A 24,999-nucleotide genomic window follows, 5' to 3' on the forward strand; every position below is an offset into this window, starting at 1 on the left:
TTAGTCAGATAAGTAAAAATGAGTTATTAAATATAATTTGTGATAAGGGATGAAAAAAGGCACTAATTAGGGTGCTTTCAGTCACGAAATGGATTATAAAAAGTAAGGTCTTAATGGATGCTTATAATGGATTATGATGTTTCAAGCTTAAAAATTACCCTATAAAGTTTGTTAATAGGTTAAGTTAGCAGAAGAATGTTGCTTTCTTGTGAATGAATTAACATTCTATTTAAACTCTGCTATGCTGAACGCCCGAAGCTGGGCATAATTTTACCGCCATTGAGATTATGCGAGCAAATTCCTCTGACCTGGCACCGGATGATAATTTTTGTCAGGATGGTGCAGACAGCCGGGTATATAAATTACAATGAAGCGAGGAGAACGTCGTGCTAGAAGATTACCGTAAGCACGTGGCCGAGCGTGCCGCTCAAGGGATCGTCCCTAAGCCGTTAGATGCTGCACAAGTAGCTGCACTGGTAGAACTACTGAAAAATCCACCTAAAGGTGAAGAAGATTTCCTGTTAGACCTGCTGACCAACCGTGTACCCCCTGGTGTTGATGAAGCAGCCTATGTCAAAGCTGGCTTTTTAGCCGCTATCGCGAAAGGTGAAACCGCCTCTCCTCTTATCTCCCCTGAAAAAGCAGTCGAACTACTCGGCACTATGCAGGGTGGGTACAATATTCATGCACTTATTGAAGCTTTAGACGATGCAAAACTTGCACCTATTGCGGCTAAAGCACTTTCACATACCTTATTAATGTTCGATAACTTCTATGATGTGGAAGAAAAAGCGAAAGCAGGTAATGAGTATGCTAAGCAAGTTATCGAGTCATGGGCTGATGCCAAATGGTTCTTAGAGCGCCCAGAACTGGCTGAAAAACTGACAGTAACAGTATTCAAAGTCACTGGTGAAACTAACACTGATGATCTATCACCAGCGCCAGATGCATGGTCACGTCCTGATATTCCGTTACACGCACTCGCGATGCTGAAAAATGCCCGCGACGGTATCGTACCTGATGATGCAGGTAACGTAGGACCAATCAAGCAAATTGATGAATTAAATAAGAAAGGTTTCCCATTAGCTTATGTGGGTGATGTTGTCGGTACGGGGTCTTCTCGTAAATCAGCAACTAACTCAGTACTGTGGTTTATGGGTGATGATATTCCATTTGTCCCTAACAAACGCGGCGGTGGTGTTGTGCTTGGTGGCAAAATTGCCCCAATCTTCTTTAACACCATGGAAGATGCGGGAGCACTACCTATTGAGGTGGATGTTTCTAAACTGAATATGGGCGATATCATTGATATTTATCCATATAAAGGTGAAGTTCGTAACCACGAAACGGGCGAGCTGCTAGAAACATTTGAACTCAAAACAGATGTATTGATTGATGAAGTACGTGCGGGTGGTCGTATTCCTCTGATCATCGGTCGCGGCTTAACTTCAAAAGCGCGTGAATCATTAGGTTTAGAGCCAACCAATGTTTTCCGTCATGCTAAATCTGTTGCACAAAGTAACCGTGGTTTTTCTTTAGCACAAAAAATGGTAGGCCGTGCATGTGGTCGCCCAGGTATTCGCCCCGGTGAATATTGTGAACCTAAAATGACCTCTGTAGGCTCTCAAGATACGACAGGGCCAATGACACGTGACGAATTGAAAGATTTAGCGTGCTTAGGTTTCTCCGCAGATCTCGTGATGCAGTCATTCTGTCATACTGCGGCTTACCCAAAACCTGTTGACGTGACGACTCACCATACACTGCCTGATTTTATTATGAACCGCGGTGGGGTTTCTTTACGTCCGGGTGACGGTATTATCCACTCATGGTTAAACCGTATGCTACTGCCTGATACTGTCGGTACAGGTGGTGACTCACATACTCGTTTCCCTATTGGTATCTCTTTCCCTGCGGGTTCAGGTCTGGTTGCATTTGCAGCAGCAACAGGGGTTATGCCTCTTGATATGCCTGAGTCTGTGCTGGTTCGCTTTAAAGGTGAAATGCAACCGGGTATCACATTACGTGATCTGGTACATGCAATCCCATTATATGCGATTAAAGAGGGTTTACTGACTGTTGAGAAGAAAGGTAAGAAAAATATTTTCTCTGGCCGTATTTTGGAAATTGAAGGCTTACCAGAGCTAAAAGTTGAGCAAGCATTTGAACTTGCTGATGCTTCAGCCGAGCGTTCTGCGGCGGGTTGTACGATTAAATTAGATAAAGCGCCAATTATTGAATATCTACAGTCTAACATTACCCTCTTGAAGTGGATGATTGCTGAAGGGTATGGTGATCGTCGTACGATTGAGCGTCGTATCAAAGGGATGGAAAGCTGGTTAGCCGATCCGCAACTGCTTGAAGGTGATGCCGATGCGGAATATGCCGCAGTGATTGAAATTGATTTGAATGAAATCAAAGAACCCATTCTGTGTGCACCTAATGACCCTGATGATGCTCGTTTATTATCAGCAGTACAGAACGAGAAAATCGATGAAGTCTTTATCGGTTCTTGTATGACAAATATTGGCCACTTCCGTGCGGCAGGTAAACTGCTTGATCAGCACAAAGGTCAACTACCAACGCGTTTATGGGTTGCTCCACCAACTAAGATGGATGCAGCACAATTAACCGAAGAAGGTTATTACAGCGTATTTGGTAAGAGTGGGGCACGTATTGAAGTCCCAGGTTGCTCATTATGTATGGGTAACCAAGCTCGTGTTGCTGATGGTGCAACGGTTGTTTCAACCTCTACACGTAACTTCCCTAACCGCTTAGGTACTGGGGCAAATGTATTCCTAGCATCAGCTGAACTCGCAGCTGTTTCTTCTTTGTTAGGTCGTCTACCGACGCCTGAGGAATACTTACAGTTTATGGATAAGGTTGATGAAACGGCAGCAGATACCTATCGTTATCTAAACTTTGATCAGTTAGAGCAATACACTGAAAAAGCAGATGGCGTTATTTTCCAAACTGCTGTTTAACCATTAAGTTATACTATTTAAAGGCTCTGAAGTGTTCAGAGCCTTTTTTATTACTATTGTAATAGTGTGGGTTATGATTGAGGAATTAATTATCAAAATGAGCATCAACAATAGTTTGATATTTCAATTAGGTTCAAATCGGGATCTCGAATATAAATGGATAAAATATCCCCCATTGCGCCTGTGCGTTTGATGGGCCCATCAATGATAGTTACTTTTTGATTTTGAATATGTTCAATAACCTGTTCTAGCGGTATGTCGCTGATAAAGCATAAATCAAGTGAGCCAGGGACAGGCAAGTGAGCTTTAGGCTCAAATTCTTGACCGTACTGGTGAATGTTTATTTTTTGTTGACCAAATTGTATTGCATAGCGCTGTTCACCAAATGTGACTAAGTTCATTTTCAAAACACGGGTGTAGAAATCAATACATAAATTTTGATTCGTGGTCGTTAACACTAAATGGTCGATATGGTTAATCATAAGCCAGTCATCCCTCCAAATATTCTTTATAATTTACTTAGCTTAATTACTTTGCAATTACTCCCATTTCTTACCTCATTCATTTTAGTTTAATACTTAGATGTGTTGGCGATTTCTGTGCGCTTTATGGCATAACAATATTATTTTTATACCAACAATAATACGTAACTAAGGGTATAATTAAGCGTAATAACGTCTGGTGGAGGTGAGTTATGGATTACCAATTTTTTCAAGATATTACAGGCGAGATATCAGCAAAATTTTCGATGGATCATGAGGCGATTGGTTATTGGCTTAATGAAGAGGTAAAAGGCGACTTAAACTTACTCGAAGATATTGAACAAAGTTACGAGTCAGTTAAAGGTAGCGAAAAACAGTGGGAGTTGATTGGTCACGAATATACACTGTTTTTGGATGAAGAAGAGGTGATGATCAAAGCGAATCAGCTCGCTTTCGAAACGGATGGATTGGAAGAAGGAATGAGTTATTATGATAATGAAAGCATCGCATTTTGTGGCATTGATGACTTTCTTAGTATGCTTAATGAATATAGACGATTTGTCTTAGAAAATAAAAGGCAATAAACTTTTGTTTTGATATGTTGTCAGATTTTAGCAATTACAGTTATTATTCGACAGTGATACCACATGATTAGCCTGTCAGAAGGTTAAGTTTTGGGAGAGTGTGGTTATTTTATTCACAATATTGTTCAATTTAAAAACTCGAGGGCTTTATGAATACTGATGATGTTACAGGAGCGTTGAATAACGCAACCAGTTGGTTTGCGGCAAATCAGGATCTGTTAGTTCAGTATGTGGTGAATATTGTTTCTGCCATTATCATATTAATTGTCGGTATGATGATTGCGAAATGGGCAGGTCGTGGTTTACACCGTATCATGACTCTTCGCGGCATTGATGCGACAGTGAGTGATTTCTTATCTGCCATTGCGCGTTATACTATTATTGCCTTCACATTTATTGCCGTACTTGGCAAAATTGGTGTTCAAACGGCATCGGTAATAGCCGTAATGGGGGCCGCGGGTTTAGCAGTTGGTTTAGCGTTACAAAATTCACTGGGTAACTTTGCTGCGGGCGTTTTATTGGTGGTATTTAGACCATTACGTGCGGGTGAATATGTGAAGATTGGTGCAGTTGAAGGTACAGTACAAAATGTACAAATCTTCTCTACAACACTGAGAACCGCGGATGACCGTATTATTGTCATCCCTAACGGTAAAATTATTGCAGATAGTATTATTAACGTCTCACGTGAGCCAAATCGTCGTACTGATATTACAGTTGGTGTTGCTTATGATTCAGACATCGATGTAGTGAAAAAAGTGTTGGGTGATATTGTTGCGGCTGATAGCCGTATTCAACATGATAAAGGTGTGACCATTCGTTTGAATGAAATGGCACCATCATCATTGAATTACTTAGTGCGTTTTTGGACCACGAATGGCGATGCATTGCCTGTTTATTGGGATCTGATGGAAAACTTTAAACGCGCTCTTGATGAGCACAAAATTGGTATTCCTTTCCCGCAAATGGATGTCTATTTGCACCAACAATCACAAACTGTCGTCAAAAATCAATCTGCTGAATAATCGTGGACTGAGCGTCATAACAGGGTTGCGTATGTTGAATACGTTACCCTGTTTTCATTTCTTCCTTTCTTATCATTTTTATACCTCATCGCGAAAGTAGTTTTACTAATGTTCTATAAGAATTAATAATTTTCACTAATAATTTTTTATCGATAGAATTGTCGCATAAACAGTGAATAATTATTTGGAATGAGTGCATGTTTACTATTTATCTACAGGGCGCTTTACTTGGGGCAGCGATGATCCTTCCATTAGGACCACAAAATGCCTTCGTATTACAGCAGGGCAGTCGAAAGCAATATCATATTATGAGTGCATTTTTATGCTCTTTAAGTGATACGTTATTAATCGTTGCAGGGGTATTTGGTGGTAGCGCTTTACTTAGCCAATCTGAAATATTGATGCAGCTGATTACATGGGCTGGTGTTGGATTTTTAACATGGTATGGGTATGGTGCTTTTCGTAGCGCATTTAGTCGCGACGATATGGTGTTAAGCGCAGAGCATCAAATCGCTAGTCGTTGGCGAGTAATCATAACGTTGTTTGCCGTGACATGGCTTAATCCACATGTTTACTTAGATACTTTCGTGGTGTTGGGGAGTGTCGGCGGTCAATTAGAAAGCCAACTACGCCCTTGGTTTACAGCGGGAGCGTTGACGGCTTCATTTGTTTGGTTTTTTGCATTAGCGATGTTAGCGGCATGGTTTTCACCTGTGTTAAATAAACCGTTATCGCAACGTATTATTAATGTATTTGTTGGCACAGTAATGTGGTTTATTGCTATTCAATTAGCAAAACAAGGATTAGGGTATTAAGGATAATTGTAATTTCTTATTAATCTGAAACGAACTTTACATTGTATGTGCTAAGGTTTATGTAGGTTGCTAGTGAGTGATAATATCACGGCAACTTTCTTGTTATTATTTCTTAGGAGGTCCTGTGAAGTTAAAGTCTTTAGTTCTTGCCGCCATGATGGCGGGTATTGCGGTTCCAGCTATTGCACAAGCCAATCCACTTCCTGAAGGCCCACATATTACGACATCAGGTAATGCAGTTATTAAGGCATCACCTGATATGGCAACATTAAATATTAATGTTGAAGTTACTGAGAAAGATGCAGCAGCCGCTAAAACAGGTGTTGATAAGCGTGTTGCTGAGTATTTTGAGTTTTTAAAACAAAACGGCATTGAAAAGAAAGATATCAATGCTGCTAATGTGCGTACTCAGCCTAAATATGAGTATGACAAAGAATCACAAAAATCATCAATTGTGGGTTATACGGCGGTTCGCTCTGTTGAAGTTAAAGTCACTAAATTAGATCAGCTTAATACACTGCTGGATGGGGCTTTGAAAGCGGGACTAAATGAAATTAATTCGGTTCAGTTTGGTGTGAATAATCCACAACAGTATCGTGATGAAGCACGTGAAAAAGCAATTAAAAATGCGATTGAACAAGCTAACGCATTGGCCAAAGGTTTTAGTGTTCAGTTAGGGCCTGTATACAGTATCAATTATCGTGCTCCTGATGCGGTTCCATACCCAGCACCAGTGATGAACTATCGTGCTAAAGCTGTACTTGCTGCTGCTCCTGAACGTGATGTTAATGAAACTTATGAGCAGCAGAGTATTGATTTTAATGACCAAGTTGATGTGGTTTTTGAGTTAAAACGTTAAATCTCTTCTTGTTTCAACATTAGGCGCCCTGTTTTGAGTAGGGCGTCTGTCACTTTCTTCATCGTGCGGCTTTCTGGTGCAAAACGATGCCAGTAAAGCATACGACGTTGATATAGCCCCGGTGTTAAATCTACTAACTCACCATTTTTTAATTCATTCGCTATCTGCAAATGTGGGATCATACAACAGGTTGACCCTTGTTTGGCTAATTGCACAAATGCTTCTGATGAATTCACGATATGGCAAGGGACACTCCCCGGCGATAAACCAAAGTTTTGCTGCACAAAAGCTTGATGCATATCATCAAGATGGTCGAATGCGACAGCCGGCGCTTTAAGCAGCGATGAGCGCGTGACGCCATCAGGGAAATAAGTTGCGGCAAAGTCTGGTGACGCAACAAAAAGGTAATCCAAAGCCCCCAATTTGTCGACAAGGCACCCCGGTAGGGCTTGTGGTTGAATACTGATCGCACCAACTACTTCACCGCGTCTTAAACGCTCTTGGGTACGCGTTTCATCTTCCACTTGGATATTTAAGCGTATTGGGCTATTACGTAACACAGGGTTGAGGGCCGGTAACAGCCATGTTGCTAAGCTATCAGCGTTGACCGCAAGCGAAAGCAGTAGTGGCGTTGAACCACCATTTTCATCACCAAGCCATTGTTCTTCCAATAATTCTACTTGATGCAACAATGCTAGTAACTTTTGCCCTTGCTCAGTGGGATGCGGTGGCACTGTCCGGACAAGTAGCGGCTGGCCAAATAGGTTTTCTAATTGCTTGATCCGTTGTGAAACAGCTGACTGCGTAATACACAGTTTTTGAGCTGCGCGCTCAAATCCTCTTTCACGAATGACAGCATCCAGTGCTTGCAACGCGCGGTAATCAGGGCGCTTCATTGGGGATATTCTCCTTGTCGTTATTCTATGGGTTAATATGCCATAATTTATTGCAGAACACTTGAAATATTAATGACATTGTATAAATCACAGAATATAGCGAACAAAGCTGAACTTGTTGGGTGTACAGTATATACTACTAACACTAACTTCATTGATATTTTAAATAGCAAAAGGCATGGGCATGACTCAGGACGAATTAAAAAAAGCAGTAGGTTGGGCAGCATTAGATTACGTAAAACCTGGCACGATTGTTGGCGTAGGGACGGGTTCTACCGCTTCTCATTTTATTGATGCACTTGCGACAATGAAAGGTCAGATAGAAGGTGCAGTTTCGAGTTCAGAAGCGTCTACTGCAAAACTTAAGGCGTTAGGTATTCCTGTTTTAGATTGTAATGATGTTGATTCATTAGATGTTTATGTCGATGGTGCCGATGAAATTGATCATCACATGAATATGATCAAAGGCGGTGGCGCTGCGCTAACTCGTGAAAAAATTGTTGCTGCCATTTCTAAAACATTTGTTTGTATTGTCGATCAATCAAAGCAAGTTGATGTATTGGGTAAGTTCCCACTTCCTGTTGAAGTGATCCCAATGGCTCGCAGCTACGTGGCGCGTGAGTTAGTAAAATTGGGTGGAACACCTGAATATCGCCAAAATGTCGTTACCGATAATGGTAATGTGATTTTAGATGTTCATAATTTAAGCATTGTTGATCCTGTTGCCCTTGAAAATAAAATTAATGGTATTGCAGGTGTGGTCACTGTTGGCCTGTTTGCGAATCGCGGGGCAGATGTTGTATTGATGGGTACCTCTGAAGGGGTTAAAACCATTAAATAGCGTTTAAATGTACCTCAGATGAACATAAACCAGTGATTATTTTACTGGTTTATTTTTTTTATGAGTAGATAGATATTTTTAATATTGATTTTTCTGGTATTAACTATTAGTAAAAAAATTCACGATTTTTTATTTATCACTATTTTGGTGATATATCTCACACTAATGCTTATAACATAGGCAAAATCCTTATTTTGTGTTACCGCCCCTGATTTTCTTCCGTATAACTTCTTTTTCTTCGCGCTAGATAGTTAGGGCTAGGCAAACGATTGTATTGATACTGTGCCATTTTTTGCTATGTTGGTAGTCGGAGATTCATCTGTTACGAATTTTAAGCATGATAGGGTAGGGGAAATGGTCAAGGTATCTTTGGAAAAAGACAAAATTAAGTTTTTATTATTGGAAGGTGTTCATCACAGCGCGGTGGATAACCTAAAAGCAGCAGGTTATACCAATATTGAATATCACAAAAGTGCACTGTCGGATGAAGAATTAAAAGAAGCCATTAAAGATGCGCGTTTTGTCGGTATTCGCTCCCGTACTCATTTGACTGAAGAAGTTTTTGCTGCGGCTGAAAAATTGGTTGCGGTAGGTTGTTTCTGTATTGGGACTAACCAAGTCGATTTAGATGCTGCGGCTAAACGTGGGATCCCTGTATTTAATGCGCCTTTCTCGAATACTCGTTCCGTTGCAGAGATGGTACTTGGCCAATTACTATTATTACTGCGTCGTATCCCTGAAGCAAACATGAAAGCCCACCGCGGTATTTGGGAAAAACAAGCAAAAGGTTGTTTTGAAGCACGTGGTAAACGTTTAGGTATTGTAGGCTATGGTCATATCGGTACTCAGTTGGGGATCTTAGCTGAAGGTATTGGTATGGATGTTTACTTCTATGATATCGAAAACAAATTACCTTTGGGGAATGCAACACAAGTTCGTTCAATGGCTGAGCTATTAAATATGAGCGATGTGGTGAGCTTACATGTACCTGAAACACCAAGTACTAAAAACATGTTTGCTAAACCGCAATTTGAATTGATGAAGCCAGGGGCCATTTTTATCAATGCTTCACGCGGAACAGTGGTAGATATTCCTGCTTTAGCGGATGCATTAGAAAGCAAGCATTTATCAGGTGCTGCGGTAGATGTGTTCCCAACAGAGCCTGCCGGTAACAATGATCCGAATGACCCATTCGTCAGTGAATTAATTAAATTCGATAATGTGATATTGACTCCACATATCGGTGGTTCGACGGAAGAAGCTCAAGAAAATATCGGGTTAGAAGTTGCGAGCAAATTAGCCAAATACTCTGATAATGGTTCTACATTATCTGCGGTCAACTTCCCAGAGGTTTCTCTACCGGTACATACTGAAGATACTAACCGTCTATTGCATATTCATGAAAACCGTCCAGGCATAATGAATAGCATTAACCAAGTATTCACAGAGAACAACATTAACGTTGTTGGTCAGTATTTGCGCACTACAGGTAATGTGGGCTATGTAGTGATCGATATCATTACTCAGCAGCCTGACCAAGCTGATGATATTTTGGTGAAATTAAAAGAACTACCGGGCACTATTCGCGCTCGTTTATTGTTCTAATTAATCAATTGTTGTCTGCTTGTCATCTGATGGCACTGGTTACCAGTGCCATATTTTTTGAGGGGTGATAATTTCTGGCAGTGGAATATCCCAGTGTGCGGCAGGCAGTGACTTCACATATTGGCAGTCATGCGCTAACCCTATAGGATAAAAACCTTTGTGTTGCCAATTTGCCAATGTTCTATCATAAAATCCTCCCCCCATACCTAAGCGTTGGCCTTGTTCATCAAAAGCGACCAGAGGGATCATCATAATATCGAGCTGGTTTGGTGGAAGCACTTGAGTGACATCGAGTGGTGGTTCTTCAATATTAAAACGGTTTTTAACTAAGTTAGTTTCAGAGGTATAACGCAAAAATAATAGATTGTTTCGATTGAAAGGATGTAAAACAGGGAGATAAACGTTTTTATTTTGCTGCCATAGTGCGTTAATTAGCGGCAGTGTATCGATTTCACCATCAAAGGAGAGAAATAATGCAATATTGTTAGCTTGGCTGACTTTCGAGTGCAATAAAGCATGTTGCATGATCTTTTGTGCGGCAGTTTGCTGTTCAATAGCGTTCAGTTGTTGGCGTTTTTTTCGAGTAGACTGGCGAATTTGATAACGGGTAGCTGATAGTTGATCTTCCATGGTTTCATATACCTCAGAAATAATCGAATAAATTACCGCAAGTGTAACGTAATAATAGAAACAAAGGTAAAGACAACACGAAGGGAAAAATGGGGGTCTCCAAGATGCCGTTGTAGGCTGTAACCCTTGAACCCTTGGTTCAAGGTGAACGTAGTTTAGCTAACCTTTAGGCTTCCTGAGCGGATCAGGCGTGCTCACCAGCGCAATAACCACATTCTATTTTTTTGAAATATCGGCTCAGGGGACTCACCCACTGACGCGCATCTCAGAGAAATTCTGTTGAGTACTTGTTGCTACTCTATGGACTTCATTGTATGAAATTGGGATGAAAATGCAACCCCATTTTCATATATTTTTTTATACTAATGTATGATTTTTAAGCAAATTTAGCCAATAGGCAAAACCTGTCTCTCAGTAATTTTTACCTGATCGTGTAATGCTTGCTCGATCGTCTGTTGCAGCATTTTTATCTTCTCTTCCATATTATATGCATAATCACGCGTTTTTGTCTTTTCTTGTGTTAATTCGTGACATACGTTCAATGCAACAATAAAAATAAGCTGCTCTGTATTTGTTACACCGCTTCTATCTTTAAGATCTTGTAAGCGCTGTTCAAGCTCTTGAGCGGATGCAATTAATGCTTCTTTTTGTTCAATAGGGCAGTTGACTCTCATTGAGCGCCCAAATATTTGAATGTCAACCGGCTGTGCGGACATGATCCCTCCATACGAATAATACTCGCCGACAAATCTGTGTTCGGCGCCAAAAAAATATACTCGTCATACTTCGAGTTACGGGGCTTTGCGTTAAGGTATAGTGAGTACGTACGCTTAACTCGTTGGGTCATAGTGTTGATCTATGCTCCTTGCCTACCTGCAATTCGAATTATTTCGAGTATACACCCGTTATAACCCAAGTTGCAGTACTGATAGCAACCGTTCAAATTATTCAGAGTCTGGAAATTTCGCTAGATAAAGCGCTTGATTAATAATACAGATCACAAAAGCTTACTGGTATAGCGACTACCCTTGATGGTAGCATATCATGAATGATTAGCTAACATGACGAATTCAGATGTCTATACAAAAATCTTTACCAAACTATGAAACGTTGGACACTCTTCTCCAACAAAATTCCATTGCGCTTACAGCCGCAGAAATTCACGGACTGATTACCGGACTTATTTGTGGTGGAAGCCGTGACCAAGGTTGGCAGACATTAGTTCATGATCTGGCTAATGATGGACTGGCTTTTTCTCAAGTAATTGCTCAGCCATTACGTGATCTCTATGACACCACCTATGAAGCATTAGATGACAGTAATTTTACCTTTTCTATGTTATTTCCTAATGAGAATGCATCAGTGTTTGATCACGCTGATGCCTTAGCTGGATGGGTGAATCATTTTCTATTAGGGCTTGGGGTCGCTCAGCCTAAACTCGCAGAGAAAAAAGAAGTTAGTGAGGTGATTACTGATTTACGTAACATTGGCATGCTGGGTTACGATGAAGACGAAGATCAAGAAGAGCTTGAGCAGGCGCTAGAAGAAGTGGTTGAGTATGTCAGAGTGGCAGTACAGCTTTGCTATATCACTTTTACTGAAGGTAAAAAAGCACCAACGGATGTTGAAAACAACAAACCAACGCTCCATTAAATGCCATCAACGTAAGATCTATTGTATTCAAGATGTAGCCGATAATGCTACATCTTGTTTGATGGGAAGTATATTTGCTTATTTGAGCTAAATAGCGGTTTATTCAGTAAAATTAATACAGGTTAAGTGACGGCCGTTATATGCTTTAGCATTAGCTACAAGGGCATACTATTAATTCAACAATCTAAATAATAAGGCAGAAACGGTATGAATAAGCAGGAATTTATTTCTCGTCGTAACGCATTATTGGCTCAGATGGAGCTAGCAAGCGCCGCTATTATTTTCTCAGCACCTAGCGCACAACGCAATGCGGATAGTGAATACCCCTATCGTCAGCACAGTGATTTCCTGTATTTGACAGGGTTTAGTGAGCCAGAAGCCGTATTGTTACTAATCAAAAGCGATGAAAAACATAGTCATACCGTACTTTTTAACCGTATACGTGATCTTACTGCTGAAATTTGGTTTGGTCGTCGTTTAGGCCAAGAGGCTGCTCCAGAAAAACTGGGTATTAGTAAAGCATTGCCTTTTGACGAAATAGAAGAACAGTTATATCAATTATTGAATGGCCTTGATGTTATTTACCATGCTCAAGGTGAATTCGAGTATGCAGATAAATTAGTGTTTGATGCATTAGAGACCTTACGTAAAGGTAGCCGTCGTAATTTACGTGCACCGTCAACGATGATTGATTGGCGTCCACTCGTGCATGAAATGCGTTTGTTTAAATCTGAAGCAGAGATAGCCACGTTACGTAAAGCGGGTGAAATTTCAGCATTGGCGCACATTCGTGCCATGAAAACTTGTAAGCCAAACATGTTTGAATACCAGTTATGCGGTGAAGTAGAATATGAATTTACTCGCCATGGTGCACGTTTCCCATCTTATAACACCATTGTTGGTAGTGGTGAAAACGCCTGCATTTTGCATTACACAGAAAATGAATGCGAAATGAAAGACGGTGAAGTGGTCTTAATTGATGCAGGGGCTGAATTTGATGGCTATGCAGGCGATATCACACGTACATTCCCTGTAAATGGTAAATTTACCAAGCCGCAACGTGAGCTGTATGAAATTGTGCTCAAGGCACTAAATACCGCCTTAGAATTGTATCGCCCTGGTACAAGTATTCATGAAGTCACACAAAAAATTGTGCGTATCAAAGTTGAAGGGCTAGTTGAGCTAGGTATTTTACATGGCGACGTAGATCAATTGATCGAGAACAAAGCACTATTTCCATTCTTTATGCATGGTTTAAGTCACTGGTTGGGATTAGATGTACATGATGTTGGTTTCTATGGCGCCGACCGTGACCGTATTTTAGAGCCGGGTATGGTATTGACGGTGGAGCCTGGGCTGTATATCGCACCAGATGCAGATGTACCTCCTGAGTATCGTGGCATTGGTATCCGTATTGAAGATGACATTGTGATCACTGAAAACGGCAATGAAAACTTGACTGATTTAGTCGTCAAAGATCCTGATGAAATAGAAGCATTGATGGCAAGCGCTCATTAAGCTTAAGAGAGTAGTAAAAGGTAATTAACACAACATGAATGTGATTATTGTGGGTGGTGGAATGGCGGGTGCAACCTTGGCACTGGCCATTTCTGCGTTAAGCCAAGGGAAGTTATCAGTTTCGCTGGTTGAAGCTTCTTTGCCAGAAGGCGAGCATCCGGGGTTTGATGCCCGAGCGATCGCACTTGCCCATGGAACCTGTCAGCGGTTAGCTAAAATTGACATCTGGGAAGCGCTTGCTGATTGCGTTACACCAATAACCCATGTTCACGTTTCCGATCGCGGTCATGCAGGGTTTGTTAATATCAATGCACAGGATTACCATATTCCTGAATTAGGTAATGTCATTGAATTGTATGATGCAGGAACTCGATTATTCGAGTTATTAGGCAAAGCGGCAGGTGTTACATTATATTGTCCTGCAAAAGTAGAAACTATCCAGCGGCATAGCGATTATGTTGAGGTCACTTTAGATAGTGGCGAAATACTCACCGGCGCATTGCTGGTAGCGGCCGATGGTAGCCATTCGGCAGTAGGGCAGGCTTGTCATATGCAATGGCAGCAAACTGATTATGGTCAAGTGGCGATTATTGCCAATGTGAAAACGTCGATTGATCCTCAAGGTAGAGCTTTTGAGCGTTTTACTGAGTTTGGTCCGTTAGCGCTGTTACCTATGTCTCAAGGGCGCAGTTCACTAGTTTGGTGTCATCAACAAGAACAAGCTGACACCATCAAAATGTGGGATGATAAAACGTTTATTAATAAGCTTCAGCAAGCGTTTGGCTGGCGTCTTGGCAAAATCACTCAGGCGGGAACACGTTTCTGTTATCCGCTATCATTACGTAAGGCTTTAAACCCAATTAGTCATCGTACTGTTTTGGTCGGTAATGCCGCACAAACACTGCACCCAATCGCAGGACAAGGTTTCAACCTTGGTATTCGTGATGTGATGCAATTGGCCGAGTTAGTGGTTAAAGCCTATCAGAAAAATCAAGATATTGGCGCATATGCACTGTTGAATACGTATCAACAAGCCAGAAGCATTGATAGAGAAAAAACCGTGACCATGACGGATGGATTAGTGAGAGTTTTTGCCAACCGTTGTTTACCTTTAGTGGTTGGACGCAATTTAGGTTTAATGGCAATGGAAATGTTGCCATCAGTACGCGATGCACTAGCTCGCCAAACACTTGGCTGGGTAGCGGAACAATAACCACAGAATTAATAGGAGAAAGTATGCAATCATTTGATGTGGTTATAGCCGGTGGTGGTATGGTCGGCTTAGCGCTAGCTTGTGGACTAGAAGGTACAGGGTTACGTGTTGCGGTCATTGAGAATCATCCCGCCAAAAATACATTTTCAGAGAATGACTCGTATGCGCTGAGGGTATCAGCAATTAATGCTGCAAGTGAGAAACTACTAACTTACTTAGACGTTTGGTCATCAATAAAATCGATGAGAGCTTCCGCCTATAAAGGAATGGAAGTATGGGATAAGGACAGTTTTGGTCGTATCCAATTTTCCGCACAAGAGCAAAATTTATCTCATTTAGGCCATATTGTTGAAAATAACGTGATCCGTGATGCATTATGGCAAAAAGCAGCGGCTATGCGTAATGTCACATTATTAGCACCTGCCACCATTCAAAAAGTGGTATGGGGGGAAAACGATGTCTTCATTACATTGGCCGATGACTCTATGCTTACAGCTAGGCTTATTGTCGGTGCAGATGGTGCAAATTCATGGTTACGTGGTCATGCGGATATCCCGCTCACATTTTGGGATTATGAACATACAGCGTTGGTTGCAACGATTCGTACCGAGAAGCCCCATGATTCAATTGCTCGTCAATCCTTTGATGGAAAAGGCATATTAGCTTTTTTACCATTGAGTGATCCTCATCTGTGCTCAATAGTATGGTCTCAGCCAGCTATTGATGCCGCTAGACGCCAACAAATGGACAAAGTTAATTTTGAAAAAGAATTAGCCGTTACTTTTGATACTCGTTTGGGGTTGTGCCAACTGAAAAGTGAACGATTAACGATCCCATTGACGGGGCGTTATGCAAGGCAGTTTGCAGCGCAGCGTTTGGCATTATTAGGTGATGCCGCTCATACCATTCATCCACTGGCTGGGCAGGGCGTGAATTTAGGCTTTATGGATGTTGCAATGCTGTTAGGTGAAATCAAACGTCTTCATCGTGAAGGTAAAGATTTCGGTCAATATCTCTATTTACGCAGTTTTGAGCGCCACCGTAAACACAGTGCGGCAATGATGCTTGCTGGCATGCAAGGCTTCCGTGAACTCTTTGATGGTAATAATCCAGCCAAGAAACTCTTGCGTGATGTCGGCTTAATTTTAGCGGGTACTTTGCCGAGGGTAAAACCGCAATTGCTCAATCATGCAATGGGTCTATTTGATATGCCTGAGTGGTTGAAAAAGGCTGAGCCTGATCTCTCTAACTAAACTTATCGATTAATTATTGGCAGAAAATCAACGTTGAACGACGGAGAGCTGCCAATATTTCCTCGCCTTATCCGCCTATACTCGTCAGCAGGGCTTTTCATTGAGATATCATTGGCCACGTTACATTTGTCGAGTCATATCGTTTATCTATTCCTTCTGATTATCTTTTGCTTATTACCTATCTGAATTTCGAATTCTTTAAAGAATAACCATATTTTATGACCGATGAAGGATCATGAAAAATCAACTTATCACTGTTATTTTTGGTATTAATGATTGAGAAATTCTAATCACAATCGATTTTCGCATTAGTTTTACTAATTTTATGGTTCAGTGCTAACATTGATTTTTAGTTAAGAACACTGTGGATATGATGATTTACTCTACTGTTTTGTATTAAACATAGTGTTATTGAGTGATCATTCTCAATTTTTTAACAAATTTCGCTGGATTATCTTCTCTGTAATCAGTAATACAGAGAGCTGGTAGCCCTATTTTTTTTAATGGTTTCTTGCTAAAAACAGTGGTAGTTTTTAATAAGATGTTATCGTTTGCGTAGCGTGACTGGCTGTGTAGTGATGATCCTCTTTACTGCACAGAATGGTAGCGCTCACCCTATCATATTCAAAAATGTAAAGAGGGTATTCATGGCAAAGCAAACCCCGTTATATGATGAGCATATAGCTTGTGGTGCAAAAATGGTGGACTTTCATGGTTGGATGATGCCACTGCATTACGGTTCACAGATCAATGAACATAATATCGTCAGAACCGATGCTGGGATGTTTGATGTTTCCCATATGACCATAGTCGATTTACATGGCGAAGGTTGTCGTGACTTTCTTCGCTATTTGTTAGCAAATGACATCGCCAAGTTGACAGAGAAAGGTAAAGCACTTTATACGGGGATGCTAAACGCCTCTGGAGGCGTGATTGATGATCTGATTGTTTATTACCTAGATGACCATTTTTATCGTCTAGTGGTGAACTCCGCAACGCGCGATAAAGATATCGCATGGATTGAACAGCACGTAAAATCCTACGTCGTTTCTATTGAAGTGCGTGATGACCTCGCTCTACTGGCCGTTCAAGGCCCTACTGCACAACAAAAAGTCCATTCTTTACTATCCGAGTCTCAGTGTGCACTGATTGCTGATATGAAACCTTTTTACGGTGTGCAAGCTGGCGACTTATTCATAGCCACAACAGGTTATACCGGTGAAAAAGGGTATGAAATTGCGCTTCCTAAACAGCAAGTCGTCGATTTTTGGCGTCAACTGATTAAAGCAGGTGTCCATCCAGCCGGTTTAGGTGCAAGAGATACGCTACGCCTTGAGGCTGGTATGAATCTCTATGGACAAGATATGGATGAAACTATTTCTCCATTAGCCGCTAATATGGGATGGACGATTGCTTGGAAGCCTGAAGAACGCCAATTTATTGGTCGTGAAGCATTAGAAAAATTAAAAGAGCAAGGCACTGAAAAATTGGTCGGTATCGTTATGCATGAAAAAGGCATTTTACGTGCAGGGCAAACAGTGCGCTTTACTGATGACTTAGGTAAGTTACAAGAGGGCGTGATTACTAGCGGTTCTTTCTCTCCGACACTTGGATTTAGTATTGCTTTGGCGCGTGTGCCAAAAGAAATACAAGACAGTGCGATTGTTGAAATTCGTAATCGAGAGATGCCAGTTCAGGTCGTAAAACCGGGATTTGTACGAGAAGGGAAAGCCCTCGTTTAGTTGTCGCTATTGATTAATATTTGACGTTAAAAATTCGAACATAAGAGTGAGGTTAATGATGAGTAATGTTCCTGCTGAGCTGAAATATACCCGTGAACATGAGTGGGTACGTCATGAAGGTGATGGGGTATATACCGTAGGTATTACTGAACATGCCCAAGAGCTATTAGGCGATATGGTTTTCGTCGATCTACCCGAAGTGGGTAGTGCAGTGGATATTGGCAGTGATTGTGCGGTGGTTGAATCCGTAAAAGCCGCTTCTGATATTTATGTACCACTGACGGGGGAAATTGTTGAAGTCAATGAGGCGCTGAATGATTCGCCTGAATTAGTCAACGAGCAACCTTATCAAGAAGGCTGGATCTTCAAAATTAAAATCTCTGATGAATCAGAGTTGACAGACCTGTTAGACGCTGATGCTTACTCAGCATTACTTGCGGAAGAAGAATAAACCGTTAAGCGCCCCGTAATGAAGACATTATGGGGCGCTTTTCTTTTATACCGGCCATATTTCAAGTTGCAGCGCTTTTTGAAGATAGGGGGATGAGACTCTTTTTGTATGGGGTCGCTCTATTTTCTATGCTTCTAGCGACTCATTCGTTTTGTCGCTTAGCTACAGCTCGAACTATTTAGAGTATAAGCTTACCCTTTTTGCAGCAGATATAGGAATGGGAATACAGATATGACGATGTCTCTGAGTCAATTAGAAAACCGTTCAGAATTTATTCAACGCCACATTGGTTCATCAGAAGAACAAGTTAAAACCATGTTGGACACAGTTGGTTCGGCATCTCTTGATGCTCTGACGGGCAATATTGTACCGAAAGCGATTTTACTTGCTGAACCACCAAGAGTGGGGAGCGGTGCGACAGAACAAGAAGCGCTTGCAGAACTTAAAACGATTGCGAGTTTAAATAAAAGGTATAAAAGCTATATTGGTATGGGATATGCCCCATCAATATTACCGCCAGTGATTTTACGTAATCTACTTGAAAATCCAGGTTGGTATACCGCTTATACCCCTTATCAGCCTGAAGTATCCCAAGGACGTTTAGAATCGCTGTTAAATTTCCAGCAAGTGACCATTGATTTGACTGGCTTAGAATTAGCTTCAGCATCATTGTTGGATGAAGCCACTGCGGCGGCAGAAGCGATGGCGATGGCAAAACGTATTAGTAAGCTTAAAGATGCTGAACGTTTCTTTGTTGCCGATGATATCCACCCACAAACACTTGATGTTGTTCGTACTCGCGCTGGTACATTTGGTTTTGAAGTGATTGTCGATAAAGCAGAAAAAGTACTGGATCATGAAGGTATTTTTGGTGCGTTATTACAACAAGTTGGCACGACAGGTGAAGTACACGATTACACTGAGCTGTTTGCTAAGCTAAAAGAACGCAAAATCGTGAGTTGTGTTGCCGCAGAGATGATGGCACTGGTGTTGCTAACAGCTCCGGGTAAACAGGGAGCTGATATTGTTTTCGGTTCTGCGCAACGCTTTGGCGTGCCAATGGGCTATGGTGGCCCACACGCGGCATTTTTTGCTTGTCGTGATGAATTTAAACGCGCGATGCCGGGACGTATTATTGGTGTATCACGTGATGCGGCAGGACATACTGCGTTTCGGATGGCAATGCAAACCCGCGAACAGCATATTCGCCGTGAAAAAGCCAACTCCAATATTTGTACATCGCAAGTATTACTTGCCAATATTGCTGCAATGTATGCCGTTTATCATGGCCCGCAAGGTTTAAGATTGATTGCTGAGCGCATTCATCGTTTTACATCGATTTTTGCTCAAGCGATACAAGAAGCAGGGTTAACCCTGCGCCACAATAGTTGGTTTGATACTTTAACCATCGAAGTTGCTGATAAAGCAGCGGTATTGGCTCGTGCAGAAAAAGCGCAAGTCAATCTTCGAACAGATGTTCATGGTGCGGTTGGCGTTACATTTAATGAAACAACCATTCGCCAAGATTTAAATGATTTATTTGCTGTGATCACAGGTAGCGAGCAAAAATTAGATTTTGAAAAACTGGATAAACAGGTTGCTGCTCAGGAACAAGCGATTTCACCGGCGATGAAGCGTAATGATGCTATTTTATCTCATCCAAACTTTAATCGTTATCACAGTGAAACCGAAATGATGCGCTATATGCATAGTTTAGAGCGCAAAGATTTGGCATTGAACCAAGCTATGATCCCGTTAGGCTCATGTACGATGAAGTTGAATGCCGCAGCAGAAATGTTACCTATTACTTGGCCTGAGTTTGGCGAAATGCATCCGTTTTGCCCACCAGAGCAAGCTCAAGGCTATCATCAAATGATCGAGCAGCTATCCCACTGGTTAGTGCAACTCACTGGCTATGATGCGGTGTGCATGCAACCTAACTCAGGTGCTCAAGGGGAGTATGCTGGATTATTAGCGATCCGCCGTTACCATGAAAGCCGTAATGAAGGGCATCGTAATATTTGTCTGATCCCCGCATCAGCACATGGTACCAACCCTGCATCAGCTCATATGGCAGGTATGGAAGTGGTTGTGGTACGTTGTGATGACGAAGGTAACATTGACCTTGCTGATCTACGTCAACAAGCGGAGAAACACAGCGCCGATCTTTCTTGTGTGATGGTAACTTATCCATCAACTCATGGTGTGTATGAAGAAAGCATCAAAGAAGTTTGTGAAATCATCCATCAGTTTGGCGGCCAAGTGTATCTTGATGGCGCTAATATGAACGCACAAGTGGGCTTGACGACACCTGGCTATATTGGTGCAGATGTTTCCCACTTAAACTTACATAAAACTTTCTGTATTCCACATGGCGGTGGCGGTCCGGGTATGGGACCAATTGGTGTTAAAAAACATTTAGCACCATTTGTTCCGGGGCACTCAGTCGTTGAGCAAGAGATGGTGACAGACCAAGGTGCTGTTTCAGCCGCACCATTTGGTAGCGCATCAATCCTGCCAATTAGCTGGATGTATATTCGCATGATGGGCTCGTATGGTTTAAGAAGAGCTAGCCAAGTGGCGATTTTAAATGCGAACTATATTGCTAAGCGTCTGCAAGGTCACTATGACATTTTGTATACTGGTCGTGATGGCTATGTCGCTCATGAATGTATTGTTGATTTACGTCCAATCAAGAAAGACACAGGTATCAGTGAACTGGATATTGCGAAACGGTTGATTGATTATGGTTTCCATGCACCAACCATGTCATTCCCTGTTGCTGGAACATTAATGATTGAACCTACAGAGTCCGAAAGTCTAGTTGAAATTGATCGTTTCATTGATGCAATGCTCTCTATTCGTAGTGAAATAGATAGGGTTGTTAAAGGTGAATGGACACTTGAGGACAACCCTTTGGTTAATTCACCTCATGTGCAAACTGAGCTTGCAGGGGAATGGGATCATGCATATAGCCGTGAACTTGCGGTATTCCCTACAGAAGCGACTAAAGCGAATAAATATTGGCCAGCAGTAAAACGCTTGGATGATGTGTATGGCGACCGCCATCTGCATTGTTCCTGCGTACCAATTGAAGACTATGTTTAATTGATACTGATTTAAATCAATGTGGTAAGTTAGCTCCCCGATAGCGATGTTATCGGGGAGCTTTGTTTTTTAACGCTCAGAAAATTATTCTTTAAAATAACTTTGTCGTATTTTTAGGCAAAACACCCGATGATTTCATCGGGTGGCTGACAAAAATACTGAAACTTCTTACAACAACCAGCCTTTTTGTTGAGCGGCTTCTAATTGTGGCAATAGCTGTTCCCAAAACTCAGGGAAAACTTCCTCAATAAATTCATTTCGAGCAATAACTTGCTCTAAACGAATATTATTTTCTACCCAACTTTGGCCTTGATTGTGTAAATTCAATAGCATTGGAATGGTTCTATCGATCACATTAGCAAATTTTGCATCTAATGTTTCAGCGGCATCATACTCATTCCATAAGGCTAAAAATTGTTCGTTTTGTGGGGAAGGCAGTAAGCCAAAAATACGCACAGCGGCTTTAATTTCTTGTTCACGGATAGCATCACGTGCAGCAATGTCATAAACCAACACATCACCTGCATCGATTTCAACAATGTCATGTACTAGGGCTAGTTTGATGGCATGGTCGACATTTACACCTTTAACATAAGGGGCAAAGCTCATGGCTGCCATTGCGAATTGCCAGCTGTGCTCAGCCGTATTTTCTTGTCTTTCGTTGTTCAACAGCTTATTTTTGCGATAAACACTTTTTAGTTTATCTAATTCCATTAAAAACTGAACAACTTCGGTAAACCCGCCAAAATTCATGACTTCAACTGGCTTATTACCATTTACAGATGACATAAAAACCTCAATTATTTTTCTTCTTCCAAAGAGTAGGGCAACGGTTGAATGGTTAGATGGCTTTGTTCATCACCCGTAACGCGATATACGCTGTCTGCTTCCATATCATTATTCATAATGATTTGAATATTAATTTCACCATTGGCTAATTTAACGGCTGCAAGTACGTTACCTGTGCGACGCCATTTGTCGCCAAGCTGCCATTCTACACCATCGCCAACCGCAGGTACCGACTCTGCTGTACCTTTTAGCCAATACATAGCACGTTTATTCGCACCGCGGAATTTAGCCCTAGCAACCATTTCTTGCCCTGTATAGCAGCCTTTTTTAAAGCTGATCCCATAAGGTAGAGCTTGTAAGTTAGTTGCTTGTGGTAAGTGTTGGGCACTACTTTCCTGATCGATAACCGCATAACCCGCTTCGATTTCGAGTGAGAGCCATTGCTGATCATCCGTTGTGGTTTTGATAGCATCTGCTAATTTTTGTGCAGTAGCTTCATCTGTAACGATCAAGAAGCGCTCATTCGGCAAAGAGAAATGTAATAGGGTAGAATTACCATCAACAACCACTTGGCTCTCATCATCTGGGAGTGTGCTAAAGAGTGTTGATAACGTTTCGCGGGCACCTTTTCCTGCCACAGCGAGTAATTTCAATTCGCTTTTTTGCTCAAAAGTGATTTTTGAAAATACGGCATATTTTTTCAGTTCAGCCAATTGACTTTCAATGACGCTACTTCTTTCTATGTAAGAGAAGCCGTCAAGGTGATGGAATAGGCGTAAATCACTCCACATTTTCCCTTTAGGGTCGCAATGTGCGGTTAAAGTATGTTGTGTTGATGTCAGCGCATCAACATCAGCAGTAACTTGGCCTTGTAGATATTTTTGAGCGTCAAGTCCATGTAAATGAACGAGTCCCCAGTTTTCCAGTGAAATCAATATAAGTGGTAAAGACTGAGAATCGAGAGGGAATGAGGGTAAGTGAGTAACGTCAGTAGTCATGATTTCACCTGTATTCTTTCATTTCAGAAGGGGGTTAATGGTAAAATAGCTGGATAACATTGCAAGTAATTATTATGATGCACTATCAATTATTTAATATTTTTAATCGGTATTCTTGGATAAAAACGCGATAGTATGATGGAAATTGGTAACATTGTATTCTACATCATGTTTTCTTGAGTAATAATCTGTTAGAGTACTAAAAATAACCAATCTTATCAGTTAACTGCAACAAAATAAGGCCGTAGTGGAATGGATATAGAGAACAAAGCAAGAATTCATTGGGCTTGTCGTCGCGGAATGCGCGAGTTAGATATTTCCATCATGCCATTTTTTGAGTATGAGTTTGATAGCCTTTCTAACAAAGATAAACACACTTTTGTTCGTTTACTTGAATGTGCTGATCCCGATTTATTTAATTGGCTCATGAATCACGGTCGTCCAGAGGATGAAGAGCTGTTTAGTATGGTTAAACTGATCCAGGAAAGAAATAAAAATCGTGGTCCTGTGGAAATCTAATCTCTCCATTTCATGGAAAACTCAATTTTTTTCAACCTGTATTCATGGGATAGTCGGCTTCATCTTATTAGTTGCACCATGGGCTCCGGGTAACTCAATGGTATGGTTACCCTTGCTGGTGATTGTGATCGCAAGTTGGGCAAAAAGCCAAAAAAACATCAGTAAAATTAAAGGGGTTGCAGTCCTCGTTAATGGTAACAAAGTACAATGGAAAAAGAATGAGTGGAGTATTGTCAAACAGCCGTGGTGTACTCGAGTTGGTACATTACTTACGTTAAGTGCGCTACAAGGGAAGCCACAAACAATCCATTTATGGGTGGCGAGAGATTCGTTATCGGAAGAGAATTGGCGTAATTTAAACCAACTGTTACTGCAATATCCAGATATTTAAAGCATATTGCAGTAATCGGCAAAAATTTCGGCCATTATCACAGTAATTCTTCGAGCTCAGTTAGTACCTGCATACACCATTGGGCGATACGTTCATCTGTTTCATCAAATTGATTGACATCATCCAGTGCTAAGCCGACAAACTGGCTGCCATCTTCCGTCAGTGGTTTAGGGCTTTCAAACTCATAGCCTTCTAGTGGCCAAAAACCAATAAATTTGACACCAGTAGGCTTCAATTGATGGTAAAGCATCCCTAGTGCATCAAGGAACCACTCACTGTAGTCAATCTGATCACCCATGCCGTACATAGCAACAATTTTGCCGCTAAGTTTAAGATTGGGAAGCGCGTCCCAAATTGCTAGCCAGTCTTCTTGTATTTCACCGAAATCCCACGTAGGGATACCCAAAATGAGAACGTCATACTGTTCCATTAGCTCAGGTGGTGTATCGTTAACATTATGTAATGTGACTAAGTTATCACCAAGGATATCGCGTATTTTCTCTGCGACGATTTCGGTATAACAAGTGCTAGAACCGTAAAAGAGACCTATTTTCATGTTAATGTAACTAGTTTTCATTGCAGTAGAGAGGTATTGTAACAGAATGAAGCGAATTCAGGCATAATGATTGTGTGATCGCGAAGA

At 41.3% G+C, this 24,999-nt stretch carries 23 protein-coding genes and 1 other RNA gene; 16 read left to right on the top strand and 8 right to left on the bottom strand.

The features are described 5' to 3' along the window. Positions 1–386 precede the first annotated feature (386 nt). On the top strand, positions 387–2,984 hold the full coding sequence (gene acnB / locus M1E96_RS06130) for a bifunctional aconitate hydratase 2/2-methylisocitrate dehydratase (RefSeq protein ID WP_319066230.1): 2,598 nt from the start codon (positions 387–389) through the stop codon (positions 2,982–2,984). 104 nt (positions 2,985–3,088) lie between these two features. On the opposite strand, the gene M1E96_RS06135 is transcribed toward acnB, so the two are convergent. Continuing rightward, a complete protein-coding gene (locus tag M1E96_RS06135) occupies positions 3,089–3,466 on the bottom strand; it encodes a VOC family protein (RefSeq protein ID WP_070925291.1) in 378 nt (125 codons plus the stop codon). A gap of 212 nt (positions 3,467–3,678) precedes the next feature. Here M1E96_RS06135 and M1E96_RS06140 point away from each other — a divergent pair, with 212 nt between their 5' ends. From M1E96_RS06140 to M1E96_RS06155, 4 genes are all read left to right on the top strand, one after another. Beyond that, the gene (locus tag M1E96_RS06140; RefSeq protein ID WP_070925292.1) at positions 3,679–4,050 is read left to right on the top strand and encodes a YacL family protein; all 372 of its coding nucleotides are present in this window, start codon (positions 3,679–3,681) and stop codon (positions 4,048–4,050) included. 149 nt (positions 4,051–4,199) lie between these two features. After that, a complete protein-coding gene (gene mscS / locus M1E96_RS06145) occupies positions 4,200–5,075 on the top strand; it encodes a small-conductance mechanosensitive channel MscS (RefSeq protein ID WP_272580126.1) in 876 nt (291 codons plus the stop codon). A 197-nt stretch (positions 5,076–5,272) separates the two neighbouring features. Next, on the top strand, positions 5,273–5,890 hold the full coding sequence (argO, locus tag M1E96_RS06150) for an arginine exporter ArgO (RefSeq protein ID WP_070925294.1): 618 nt from the start codon (positions 5,273–5,275) through the stop codon (positions 5,888–5,890). 124 nt (positions 5,891–6,014) lie between these two features. Continuing rightward, positions 6,015–6,749, top strand: coding sequence for an oxidative stress defense protein (locus tag M1E96_RS06155; RefSeq protein ID WP_070925295.1), 735 nt, complete (start codon positions 6,015–6,017; stop codon positions 6,747–6,749). On the opposite strand, the gene M1E96_RS06160 is transcribed toward M1E96_RS06155, so the two are convergent. Beyond that, entirely contained in the window at positions 6,746–7,645 is a 900-nt protein-coding gene (locus tag M1E96_RS06160) for a LysR family transcriptional regulator ArgP (protein WP_140181832.1), read from the bottom strand. The genes M1E96_RS06155 and M1E96_RS06160 overlap by 4 nt on opposite strands. Positions 7,646–7,829: 184 nt before the next feature. On the opposite strand from M1E96_RS06160, the gene rpiA reads away from it, so the two are divergent. Together rpiA and serA are read left to right on the top strand one after the other, a co-directional pair. Continuing rightward, positions 7,830–8,486: a ribose-5-phosphate isomerase RpiA gene (gene rpiA / locus M1E96_RS06165; protein ID WP_070925296.1), complete on the top strand. Its 657-nt coding sequence runs from the start codon at positions 7,830–7,832 to the stop codon at positions 8,484–8,486. Between the two features lie 354 nt (positions 8,487–8,840). Beyond that, complete coding sequence (gene serA, locus M1E96_RS06170) at positions 8,841–10,091, top strand: phosphoglycerate dehydrogenase (RefSeq protein ID WP_070925297.1); 1,251 nt, start codon at positions 8,841–8,843, stop codon at positions 10,089–10,091. 39 nt (positions 10,092–10,130) lie between these two features. On the opposite strand, the gene M1E96_RS06175 is transcribed toward serA, so the two are convergent. The 3 genes from M1E96_RS06175 to zapA all read right to left on the bottom strand — a co-directional run bounded on the left by M1E96_RS06175 (position 10,131) and on the right by zapA (position 11,437). After that, positions 10,131–10,721 (bottom strand): 5-formyltetrahydrofolate cyclo-ligase, encoded by a 591-nt coding sequence (locus M1E96_RS06175; RefSeq protein ID WP_272580125.1) that lies wholly within the window; start codon positions 10,719–10,721, stop codon positions 10,131–10,133. Between the two features lie 92 nt (positions 10,722–10,813). After that, positions 10,814–10,996, bottom strand: a non-coding RNA gene (gene ssrS / locus M1E96_RS06180) — 6S RNA. 111 nt (positions 10,997–11,107) lie between these two features. Next, positions 11,108–11,437: a cell division protein ZapA gene (gene zapA, locus M1E96_RS06185; protein ID WP_070925299.1), complete on the bottom strand. Its 330-nt coding sequence runs from the start codon at positions 11,435–11,437 to the stop codon at positions 11,108–11,110. Between the two features lie 358 nt (positions 11,438–11,795). On the opposite strand from zapA, the gene M1E96_RS06190 reads away from it, so the two are divergent. From M1E96_RS06190 to gcvP, 7 genes are all read left to right on the top strand, one after another. Continuing rightward, the gene (locus M1E96_RS06190) at positions 11,796–12,374 is read left to right on the top strand and encodes a YecA family protein (RefSeq protein ID WP_272580124.1); all 579 of its coding nucleotides are present in this window, start codon (positions 11,796–11,798) and stop codon (positions 12,372–12,374) included. 207 nt (positions 12,375–12,581) lie between these two features. Then, positions 12,582–13,892, top strand: a complete 1,311-nt coding sequence (pepP, locus tag M1E96_RS06195; protein WP_369427424.1) for a Xaa-Pro aminopeptidase — start codon at positions 12,582–12,584, stop codon at positions 13,890–13,892. A gap of 34 nt (positions 13,893–13,926) precedes the next feature. After that, a complete protein-coding gene (gene ubiH, locus M1E96_RS06200; protein ID WP_369427425.1) occupies positions 13,927–15,105 on the top strand; it encodes a 2-octaprenyl-6-methoxyphenyl hydroxylase in 1,179 nt (392 codons plus the stop codon). Between the two features lie 23 nt (positions 15,106–15,128). Then, a complete protein-coding gene (gene ubiI / locus M1E96_RS06205) occupies positions 15,129–16,358 on the top strand; it encodes an FAD-dependent 2-octaprenylphenol hydroxylase (protein ID WP_369427426.1) in 1,230 nt (409 codons plus the stop codon). A gap of 647 nt (positions 16,359–17,005) precedes the next feature. After that, on the top strand, positions 17,006–18,100 hold the full coding sequence (gcvT, locus tag M1E96_RS06210) for a glycine cleavage system aminomethyltransferase GcvT (protein ID WP_070925303.1): 1,095 nt from the start codon (positions 17,006–17,008) through the stop codon (positions 18,098–18,100). 58 nt (positions 18,101–18,158) lie between these two features. Beyond that, positions 18,159–18,551 (top strand): glycine cleavage system protein GcvH, encoded by a 393-nt coding sequence (gene gcvH, locus M1E96_RS06215; RefSeq protein WP_070925317.1) that lies wholly within the window; start codon positions 18,159–18,161, stop codon positions 18,549–18,551. A gap of 231 nt (positions 18,552–18,782) precedes the next feature. Further along, positions 18,783–21,659: an aminomethyl-transferring glycine dehydrogenase gene (gene gcvP, locus M1E96_RS06220; protein ID WP_070925304.1), complete on the top strand. Its 2,877-nt coding sequence runs from the start codon at positions 18,783–18,785 to the stop codon at positions 21,657–21,659. A gap of 168 nt (positions 21,660–21,827) precedes the next feature. Here gcvP and M1E96_RS06225 read toward each other — a convergent pair whose 3' ends face one another. Next, positions 21,828–22,448, bottom strand: a complete 621-nt coding sequence (locus M1E96_RS06225; protein WP_272580122.1) for an HD family hydrolase — start codon at positions 22,446–22,448, stop codon at positions 21,828–21,830. A gap of 11 nt (positions 22,449–22,459) precedes the next feature. Next, positions 22,460–23,446 carry a tRNA-modifying protein YgfZ gene (gene ygfZ / locus M1E96_RS06230; protein WP_272580121.1) on the bottom strand — a complete coding sequence of 329 codons (987 nt, stop codon included), beginning with the start codon at positions 23,444–23,446 and terminating at the stop codon, positions 22,460–22,462. 252 nt (positions 23,447–23,698) lie between these two features. On the opposite strand from ygfZ, the gene sdhE reads away from it, so the two are divergent. Then, positions 23,699–23,965 carry an FAD assembly factor SdhE gene (gene sdhE / locus M1E96_RS06235; RefSeq protein ID WP_070925307.1) on the top strand — a complete coding sequence of 89 codons (267 nt, stop codon included), beginning with the start codon at positions 23,699–23,701 and terminating at the stop codon, positions 23,963–23,965. Beyond that, positions 23,946–24,356, top strand: a complete 411-nt coding sequence (locus M1E96_RS06240) for a protein YgfX (RefSeq protein ID WP_070925308.1) — start codon at positions 23,946–23,948, stop codon at positions 24,354–24,356. Before sdhE ends, M1E96_RS06240 begins: the two co-directional genes overlap by 20 nt. A 37-nt stretch (positions 24,357–24,393) precedes the next feature. Here the strand turns inward: M1E96_RS06240 and fldB are convergent, their stop codons facing one another. Beyond that, positions 24,394–24,912 carry a flavodoxin FldB gene (gene fldB, locus M1E96_RS06245; RefSeq protein ID WP_070925309.1) on the bottom strand — a complete coding sequence of 173 codons (519 nt, stop codon included), beginning with the start codon at positions 24,910–24,912 and terminating at the stop codon, positions 24,394–24,396. Positions 24,913–24,999 lie beyond the last annotated feature (87 nt).

The organism is Providencia sp. PROV236 (assembly GCF_033676985.1).
Classification (GTDB): Bacteria; Pseudomonadota; Gammaproteobacteria; order Enterobacterales; family Enterobacteriaceae; genus Providencia; species Providencia manganoxydans.